General features: G+C 43.0%; 9 protein-coding genes and 1 pseudogene. 4 read left to right on the top strand and 6 right to left on the bottom strand.

The window, feature by feature from the left end:
* Both JWR61_RS17095 and JWR61_RS17090 read left to right on the top strand, forming a co-directional pair.
* Positions 1-275, top strand: a pseudogene (locus JWR61_RS17095) (mobilization protein); the annotation flags it as partial.
* On the top strand, positions 272-595 hold the full coding sequence (locus JWR61_RS17090; protein ID WP_301928964.1) for a hypothetical protein: 324 nt from the start codon (positions 272-274) through the stop codon (positions 593-595). The pseudogene JWR61_RS17095 and the gene JWR61_RS17090, both read left to right, overlap by 4 nt.
* Before the next feature lie 136 nt (positions 596-731).
* On the opposite strand, the gene JWR61_RS17085 is transcribed toward JWR61_RS17090, so the two are convergent.
* Both JWR61_RS17085 and JWR61_RS17080 read right to left on the bottom strand, forming a co-directional pair.
* The gene (locus JWR61_RS17085; protein WP_301928963.1) at positions 732-1730 is read right to left on the bottom strand and encodes a mechanosensitive ion channel family protein; all 999 of its coding nucleotides are present in this window, start codon (positions 1728-1730) and stop codon (positions 732-734) included.
* Between the two features lie 33 nt (positions 1731-1763).
* Complete coding sequence (locus JWR61_RS17080; RefSeq protein WP_301928962.1) at positions 1764-1952, bottom strand: DUF3606 domain-containing protein; 189 nt, start codon at positions 1950-1952, stop codon at positions 1764-1766.
* A gap of 158 nt (positions 1953-2110) precedes the next feature.
* Between JWR61_RS17080 and JWR61_RS17075 the strand changes: the two genes are divergently transcribed.
* Positions 2111-2491: a hypothetical protein gene (locus JWR61_RS17075; protein ID WP_301928960.1), complete on the top strand. Its 381-nt coding sequence runs from the start codon at positions 2111-2113 to the stop codon at positions 2489-2491.
* 914 nt (positions 2492-3405) lie between these two features.
* On the opposite strand, the gene JWR61_RS17070 is transcribed toward JWR61_RS17075, so the two are convergent.
* Positions 3406-3864, bottom strand: a complete 459-nt coding sequence (locus tag JWR61_RS17070; protein WP_301928959.1) for a molybdopterin oxidoreductase — start codon at positions 3862-3864, stop codon at positions 3406-3408.
* Between the two features lies 1 nt (position 3865).
* Positions 3866-6229, bottom strand: a complete 2364-nt coding sequence (locus JWR61_RS17065) for a molybdopterin oxidoreductase family protein (RefSeq protein ID WP_301928958.1) — start codon at positions 6227-6229, stop codon at positions 3866-3868.
* A 300-nt stretch (positions 6230-6529) separates the two neighbouring features.
* Here JWR61_RS17065 and JWR61_RS17060 point away from each other — a divergent pair, with 300 nt between their 5' ends.
* Complete coding sequence (locus tag JWR61_RS17060) at positions 6530-6901, top strand: hypothetical protein (protein WP_301928957.1); 372 nt, start codon at positions 6530-6532, stop codon at positions 6899-6901.
* Positions 6902-7295: 394 nt separating this feature from the next.
* Here the strand turns inward: JWR61_RS17060 and JWR61_RS17055 are convergent, their stop codons facing one another.
* Positions 7296-7451 (bottom strand): lmo0937 family membrane protein, encoded by a 156-nt coding sequence (locus JWR61_RS17055; protein WP_301928956.1) that lies wholly within the window; start codon positions 7449-7451, stop codon positions 7296-7298.
* Between the two features lie 286 nt (positions 7452-7737).
* Positions 7738-8343 (bottom strand): ferritin-like domain-containing protein, encoded by a 606-nt coding sequence (locus JWR61_RS17050; protein WP_301928955.1) that lies wholly within the window; start codon positions 8341-8343, stop codon positions 7738-7740.
* Positions 8344-8415 lie beyond the last annotated feature (72 nt).

The raw sequence follows: 8415 nt of genomic DNA, 5'->3' as shown, positions 1-8415 counted from the left end.
TCAAGGCCAAAGCAAAAAAAGCCAACCTCTCTGCCTCGGAATACCTGCTGGAAATTTCAAGGAATGGAACTATTGTAATCACAGAAAAACAGCTGCCGGGTGAAGTATTAAAACAGCTGGGAGCAGTGCACCACATGGCGGCCAACCTGAACCAGCTGGCTAAAAAACGCAACGGTGTAACCGATGAATTAAACGCATCCGAACGTTTTGAACTGCAGGTATTATCGGGCGAATTAAAACTAATGGGACAACTCATAAAAAATTACCTGCGATGATTGGCACCGTAACCACCGGCAGTTCTTTTTACCACTGCATCAGTTATTGCCTGGAGGACAAACAAAAACTGACGGCTGATGAAAAAATAAAAAATGAACTCACCGAAAACCTGCAGCACAAGAACCGGGCGGAAGTGCTGGCCTATAATTATTGCTTCGGTAATAAACAGGAACTGGCCGACCAGTTTCATGAAGTAGCCAGGCTGAGCAAAAGAGTACAGCAACCCGTACTGCATTTATCCCTGCGGCTGGCACCGAGAGAGACTGTCGTAAAGGCTGGCAGTCCTCTTTTGACAAAATGGAAGCAATTTAACCAATGAAATCAAAGCTCTGGCTGCAAAGACGTTACCGGTAATATTTGCTCAAAAAAAATGGTAACAAGTTTATTCTGTCTACCACTGCCCACCCACGCCCGAACCTGCTGCCGTGTTGTTATTTGGAGTCGCATAACCAAGGCTACCTCGCATTGGACTTTGGGAACATTACTTTATCTGGTTGCTTCAATAATTCAGCTACGGATTTTTGTAAGATTGCTGTTCTTATCGCCGACGCCTTTTTAGGCGGTACCAGGTAGGTTAGTGTGGCTTCAATCCATGTATTGGCATTTGTGCGAAATGATACAAAGGGACATTCCTGTATTTCCAGTTCGTCCACAGGTGTTTCTTTTACCAGCTGTTTTAATTCATTGATATGTGATCGTATTGCTGGCCCCAGCTCATTGTTAGCCACTGTCACCAGCGTTGTTGTGATAAACTCCAGGTCACTTTCGTAAGCAATGTGAAAAGGTATCTCGTTCCAGATGTAAGGAAATTTAGCCCAGGAATAATTGGTAACCGCGGATTGTAAAACCAGGCTGTTAGGAAAACGAATTAATCTTCCACTCGGTACGTCATTGGTGAGATAATCGCCGCCAAATTCCCACAAAGTTGTATCCAGGTATCCAATCTCCACCACATCTCCTTTAAATGTGCTGAGTTGTATGCGGTCGCCAATATGATAGGGTGAACGGAAAATAATATAGACCCAACCGATAAATGAAGATATAGGTGTTTGCAATGCAAAGCCAAGTAGCAGGGAGATAAGCCCCAAAGAAACAGCTGCGGTATACCAGTTTTGAAAAAGGAAAGAAACAAAAATAAATACTACAATAAGAACACTTACCAACCGTATAACCTGAAGCAAGTTGTACTTTAAATATTTTTGCCTAGAGCGCTTCACCACCATCCGCTGAATAAAAGAGGCGCCAGCCAATACAAAACAACTCATACCCAATGCCAGTAGCATTTTCAGGATGATATGATGGTAGTCACCGGCAGCTGTAGTGAATCGAAATCGCAATAATAAATAAGTTATTACAGCCGCTATTGCAGCAACCAAAAACGTGCTGGTATGCGCTGCGCCTGCAGTTGATGGCATGTCGGGCAGCGGCTGCCTTTTCTTATTATCAATATCCACGATTGAATTTTAATACCTTAACAATTTCCACACCTATCCTGCTTTTGAGCTTAGATAGTCTATCACTGCCTGCCGGGACGGGCCTTTTGTTTTGATTGCTTCAACAATTTGCTGATGTGACATATTGGGAAATTGCTGATGTACATATTCCACTTCTGAAGCGTCGTTGATATCAATTTTTGTATCATCACGACCGTCAACAAGATTTTTTTTGTCTGCCATAGTGATCAATTTTATGGTTCAATTTTTATAATATAAAAACCGTGCCCAATCTCAGTAACATCAATGGAACACAAGCCCAGGTCGCAAATATTGTCTATTTTTATTTTCAGATTATCCCGAATTGCGGGATTTTATATCAGACAAAAAAAGATCATCACATGCAGGATGTTTTAAAAAAATTAAAATTTAAAGACAAGGCTGTTATTCTTAACGCACCAGCCGACATTGCAAAAGAGATTGGTGAACCTCGCTTCGCAACCTCATTTGACAAAAAAGTGAAAAGTTTCAACACGCTTGTTTTTGTAAACAACAAGCAGGAGTTGCTTAACTTTTTAAACAAGCAATTAAAAAATATTGAACCAGACAGTGTTCTGTGGTTTGCTTATCCCAAAGGCACTTCAAAAATAAAAACTGACATCAATCGCGACTCCATCAGAACATTGGGCGAGGAGTTTAATATGACAACTGTAACCGCCATTTCAATAGATGATACCTGGAGTGCACTGCGTTTCAGGCCAGTTGATAAGGTGGGAAAGTAACATTCAGTCTGGGGCTACAACTAAGGCTTTCTTGTTTGCAGAATGGCTAAAATCAAAACATAATTTTATAACATGATCATATGAAATTTACTAAGCTTGTTCCCAATATATTTTATATCGACATCCAGGTTGTTTAGATCTGTTTGTTGACTGTTTGGAATTTACAATTGGGTATGATGATTTTAAATCAGCAGAACCATGCTGTGTTATTAACAAAGATGAGCTGTCGGTATTTTCAATACAGAGTAAAAAGTTCGCAGAAAAGATCGTCCGGACATAAGACAAATTAAATTATTCGGCAACAGCATCGCCATTGGCAGAAGCCTGGAAATCGGAGAGGGCTGTGCCCCCAATGAAGAAAAGTCCCATGGCATCATTACTAAAATAGTACCGGATGTAACTAAACCAAACGGAGACGATGCGAATAAATCATCCCTTTCAATAGCCAATCCTTACCGGTTAAGTGCCGAAGAGTTGATGGACATCGCTGACTATTAAAGTAATTCAATCCTCCCTGTCCAAGCCGGGGTGGCTAAAACAGGAAGGAAGGGACTGGAGGTTAAAACACAATATGCATACTATTAAGACTTTTTGCCGCATTTTTAGATCCGATCCTTACAAATAATAATTGCAAGGTTTATGGAACTTATGACGACTGCGCATCCAATTGCTAATACCCAGAAAATGAATTGGGCGACAGTTCCAATTTATTTTGCAGCGCATTCGTACGACTTCATCGTTAAATCCGACAAGTAGAAATGACCAGGTATTGGCTGAATTTTTTAAAACGGCCTGACTTGAAATAGCATCCGCTAATCATGCTATAGCTGCACTCAAAATATCCATCCCCGACCCCGGCCATCCTCAAAACTTTTCAAACTTCCTAATCACATGCCGGGTACGACCCATCATATTTATTCAGCCACAATCAATGTTTGCGGTGCAGCGGATTTCATACGTGTCATTAACCATGAAGCCTGCCTGGTGGTCTGACGTTCTATTTCTTCACATGCCAGCACCAGTTCTTTATCTTTCAATGCCGTGCCTCCCTGTTTTAAAATCGTACAACATACCAACACCTCGCTCACAATCAAATACAGATCATGCAGGTCTCGCAGCAGTGCCATACTGCCCGTGCGTGTTTCCTTCATCAGTGTTTTGGTGAGCCTGTCAGGTTCGTTATCGCTTTCCTGTTTGTGACGCCTGGCCACGGGTTCAAGTTTTACAGCAAGTTCTTCAGACCATGATGCTAATAATTCGCAGATCTGTTCTATATCAACTTCATCGCTGTGCGCTTTCGAAACCTGCCTCAAAGCTTCCGCAAGATCAACCTCGGTGCGGTGTACCAGGTGAATGTATTTTCCTATATACATATTATACCTCCTGTTGTTTTAGTTTGGCAGCAAGTGTTTCAATTGCCGCTTCCAATTTATCAAAATTGCCGGCAGCTGTTTTGCTGATGTTAACGGCTGCATACTTAAAATGAGGCTGTTTACTCACCGGGTCCCATTCTGTAAGTGTAAGCTCATTGGCCGCCCGGGTGCGCTCATCATTGTCCCAATACCCATAATGGAACGGAATAAAGACAAGGCCAGGCGTTACACCTCCAATTTTTGCGGGCTCTGTTACACTACCCCGCCGGGAAGTTATTGTTACCATATCACCTTCCTGTATGCCATACGTTGCGGCATCTTTTTCTGACAGTTGTACGTAGCCGTCTGGTGCTGCATCCTGCAAGGCTTTTGCTCTTCCGGTTTTAGTACGGGTGTGAAAATGGAACACGATCCTGCCGGTTGTCAGCCACAAAGGATACGCTTCATCAGGTATTTCATGTGGAGGCAGATAATCGCTGCCCTTCAGGAAAGCTTTGCCGGCGGGATCCATTGCTTTATATTCTTTCTCAGTAACTGCCGCACCGGTATCGAGGTCGTGACCATACGTTTCGCACTGATGAATGCTGGTATTAAAAATACCATCGGTGTACAAATGCCTGGCCCCATCAGGATATTTTTCATTGCAGGGCCATTGTATGCCGGAGCTGCCGGTAAGTTTTGCATAGGTCATCCCTGTGTAATCGCAGGGCCGGCCTTCGGTACATTTTTTCCATGCTTCAAACGCTTCTTCTGGTGTGTTCCACTTAATTAAAGGATTACCATCTTTGTCACGAAAGTCCATCCTGCGGCTGTAGTCAAGAAATATATCAAGATCCGACTTTGCTTCTCCGGGTGGTTCTACGGCTTTATGAGATAGATGTACCGTGCGGTCCACATTGGTGAAACAGCCGGTTTTCTCTCCCCATATTGCTGCGGGCAGCACTACATCTGCATAGTGGGCTGTTTCAGTCATAAATGCATCCTGTACAATTACAAACAATTTGTCTGACCCTAGAATCTTTCTTATGCGTCTTAATTCAGGCATGGATACTGCCGGGTTGGTACCACTGATCCATAACAATTTAATAGTGCCGCTTTCGGCAAACCTCCATAGTTGCATGGCATGGGTGGGCGGCGACCAATGAGGTATTTTATCTACCGGCACATTCCATAGCGCTGCCAGTTGGTGTACATGTTCCTGGTTGCCCCAGTTTCTAAATCCCGGCAGGTCTCCGTCGGCACCACACTCACGGGTATTTTGGGCAGTGGGTTGCCCATTCATTTGGTAAATGCCACACCCATCGCGACCAATCAGTCCACGGATAAGATGCAGGTTATTTACCTGCACAGCCGCGGCCGTGGCCTGCATGGATTGGTACACACCCTGTAAAACCGTTGATACAAGTGATTTAGCGGAACTCAATATCAGTGCAGCTTCGCACAACTTTGCAGCCGGAATACCACTTATTTCCTCTACCCGTTCCGGCGGCCACGAAGACACAATTTCTTTCAGGCCTTCAAAGCCGGTTGTATGTGCCTGGATATACTCCGCATCAATATTGCCCGATTGTATAACCAGGTTCAGCAGTCCGTTCATCACGGCGACGTTGGTACCTAATTTTGGTGCCAGGTGAACCGTAGCTTTCTGTGAGGTAAAAGTTTCCCTTGGGTCAATCACAACAATCTTCGGCGGGTTAGGCCCGGCAAGCCGGTCTAGTATCCGCATCCAAAGCACTGTTTGCTGCGATGCAATGTTGTGCCCGAAATGCAAAATAGTATCCGCTGTATCAATATCTGTATAAGAACCGGGTTGACCGTCAGTCCCGAAAGAAACTTTGAGCGCCGCGGCTGCTGTAGCGGTGCAAAGGCGGGTGTTGCCGTCCATGTGTGGTGTACCCAGGCCAGCTTTACCCAGCACGCCAAGTGTATAGTATTCTTCTAAAAAAAGCTGCCCAGATGTATAAAAGCCAAGCCCAAGACTGGTATCTTTTTCAATGATCTCTCTGGACTTTTTTACGATACAATTCATTGCTTCATCCCAACTGGCTTCCCTCAATTTTCCATCTTCGCGGATCATGGGTTTTGTTAGTCTGTCTTTGCTATTGTTTGCCGCCCATGCATGCAGGCCCTTTGGCCCAAGCCTGCCGCGGTTTACTCGGTCATCAGCCCTGCCACGCACGCCAACAATACGGCCATCTTTTACTCCGATATCCATTCCGCAACCGTTGGAGCAAAGCACACAGGCAGATTGTACCCAATGGTCAGGTTTCTCATCTGTAAGCTGATCTGTTCTCACAGGCCATTCGGTTTCGTAGGGCGTTCGTTCGCCCCAAATATTTTCGATACTGTTCCTGGACTCTTGCATAACGTGGATGTTTTAGATGAGTGCTGCAATTACCACGCCATCGGGAGTTTTAAAATTGGCGCAGTCTTTTAGGGGTGCAACCTTAGGAACGTTTTATGCTACATTATAATCACCTTGCCGAAGGTTGGCAACCCTTTCGAAATAAGTGTTGCAATTACCACGCCATGGCATGCTGCATTCAACTTATATTTACATTTTGTGCCATCACGGTTTTTAGAATTCAAACAATAAATACGATGCTCATGAAATAACTGGCATTGGGTTTTCTTTACAGTTAACATCAGCATAAATCAAATAATAATGAAAATTAGAATACAGGGAAACAGCATTCGGTTCCGTTTAAAGCAAACAGAAGTAAAACGGTTTAGTGAAATGGGGGAGATAACTGAAACAACATACTTCGGAGTATTACCTGCAGACAAATTTTTGTTTGTGCTTAAGCGGGGAAGTTCCAACGACTTTAAAATTAGTTTCCGGACAAATAGCGTGACGGTGGAAATGCCTGCGGCTATGTGGGTAAAATGGACAGCCACCGATCTTGTGGGAGTTGAAGAGGTCATCACGGCGGGGGCTGAATCGATTAAAGTGCAGGTGGAAAAAGATTTTCAATGCATGGATGGTACTGAGGCTGACAATAAAGATGCTTACCCTAATCCCAATAACGTTTGTTAATGATACGGTTATAAATCTATCAGCTGGAGCTTAAAGGCCGGACTGCGCCCGGCTAATCTTCGAGCAGCATTATAGAAAATTTTTATGGCTGGCAATAAACGATGATGCAAGACATACATCCTGACTGAGTATCCTTCAAATCAAACTATCGCAAAGATTCCACCTGAAAAGTCGTATTTGACAAAGGCTTTTTACGGCAAAATATATCTTTATAGAAGCCGCAAATTTTTTATCCTAAAACTTGTTTGTGGTCCTGCTAGTTTATTTTTTATGATGCCATAAGAAATAATTTATCTGCTGTTTAACAAGAATGAAAAAATATTATCCTCCCGTTAGCGCATTGCGCACACAGCATCAAATTTTTAGCAAAAAGTCATTTAGCGTTAAGGGTTCACTAAACCGATCTTTTGCCTGATATAATTTGTATTAAGAATACTATTACGGCAATTACCAACACAACATGTATAATTCCGCCTGCATGAAATCCTAAAAAGCCAATCGCCCAGATGATGATTAAGATTACCGCGATAGTGTACAATAGGTTTCCCATAATTATAAATTTGAAGAGTAAATAAAAAATAAAACTTGAAATGAAAACTATAATTCAAATAATTTCAAAGGGTATGCCATAAAAGAAATACGATACTTGTTTCTCCCTGTGTATATGCAGAGTGTTATGCTACCCTAACCCGCCCGGCATTTGCATAAATGACATCATCCATTTAAATGGCAGCAGCAGCACCATTATTTGGAACTTAAAAAAGCCGGCGTTAACCAGTCATTTTCAACTTAGGGGTATACATTTATTTTTGTGTTTCCCCATCAGAAGTCGCCTGTTAATTGATATCGTTTTCTGCGATCTCTGTCAACAACTGATCAGCTTCTTTTTCTTCTGCCAGCGTTTCGTTCAGTATATCAGCGGCATCAGTTAAACCGAGCGTAGCGGCCAACTGTGCAAGACCGCCGTACGTAGCAATTTCATAATGCTCAATTTTTTGCGAAGCAAGAATAATTCCTACATCTCTTGTACTGGTACCTGCCTCTGTATCTTCCACAATACTTTCACCTTCTTTTACAAGTCCTTCCATAGCGTCGCATTTTTTAGCCTGTGCTTTTTGGCCAAGCAATCCAAATACCTGTTCAAGACGGCTAACATGCGTTTTAGTTACTTCAAGGTGTTCTGTTATGGCGTCTCTCAATTCTTCAGACATAGCGGCCTTTGCCATTTTAGGCAGGGCCTTGGTAAGGTGTTTTTCAGCCCAGTAGATATCTTTTAATTCGTCAGTAAAAAAATATTTCAGCATGCTGTCGGCTTCTCCTTTGCCTGCCGAAGCGGAGCTTTTCCTTTTTGTATTGTTACTGGATTTTGTACTGCCGTTGGACTTTGCATTGCCATTGGATTTGGCTGTGCCATTTGACTTTTTAGCTGCCGTAGTGTTCATTTTTTTTTGTTTAAGCGTTATTAATACAGTTTTATTTTCAAAATTCCTGCCAGCGCAACTGCGGCCTTTTTT

Source organism: Ferruginibacter sp., from assembly GCF_028288465.1.
Taxonomy (GTDB): domain Bacteria; phylum Bacteroidota; class Bacteroidia; order Chitinophagales; family Chitinophagaceae; genus Ferruginibacter.
This window is presented reverse-complemented; position numbering and strand designations above follow the sequence as displayed.

Bases quoted from the DNA above. Each gene is read 5' to 3' on its own strand.
- JWR61_RS17065 (WP_301928958.1), bottom strand. From the start codon at position 6,229: ATGCAAGAGTCCAGGAACAGTATCGAAAATATTTGGGGCGAACGAACG.
- JWR61_RS17055 (WP_301928956.1), bottom strand. From the start codon at position 7,451: ATGGGAAACCTATTGTACACTATCGCGGTAATCTTAATCATCATCTGG.
- JWR61_RS17050 (WP_301928955.1), bottom strand. From the start codon at position 8,343: ATGAACACTACGGCAGCTAAAAAGTCAAATGGCACAGCCAAATCCAAT.
- JWR61_RS17090 (WP_301928964.1), top strand. From the start codon at position 272: ATGATTGGCACCGTAACCACCGGCAGTTCTTTTTACCACTGCATCAGT.
- JWR61_RS17070 (WP_301928959.1), bottom strand. From the start codon at position 3,864: ATGTATATAGGAAAATACATTCACCTGGTACACCGCACCGAGGTTGAT.
- JWR61_RS17080 (WP_301928962.1), bottom strand. From the start codon at position 1,952: ATGGCAGACAAAAAAAATCTTGTTGACGGTCGTGATGATACAAAAATT.
- JWR61_RS17060 (WP_301928957.1), top strand. From the start codon at position 6,530: ATGAAAATTAGAATACAGGGAAACAGCATTCGGTTCCGTTTAAAGCAA.
- JWR61_RS17075 (WP_301928960.1), top strand. From the start codon at position 2,111: ATGCAGGATGTTTTAAAAAAATTAAAATTTAAAGACAAGGCTGTTATT.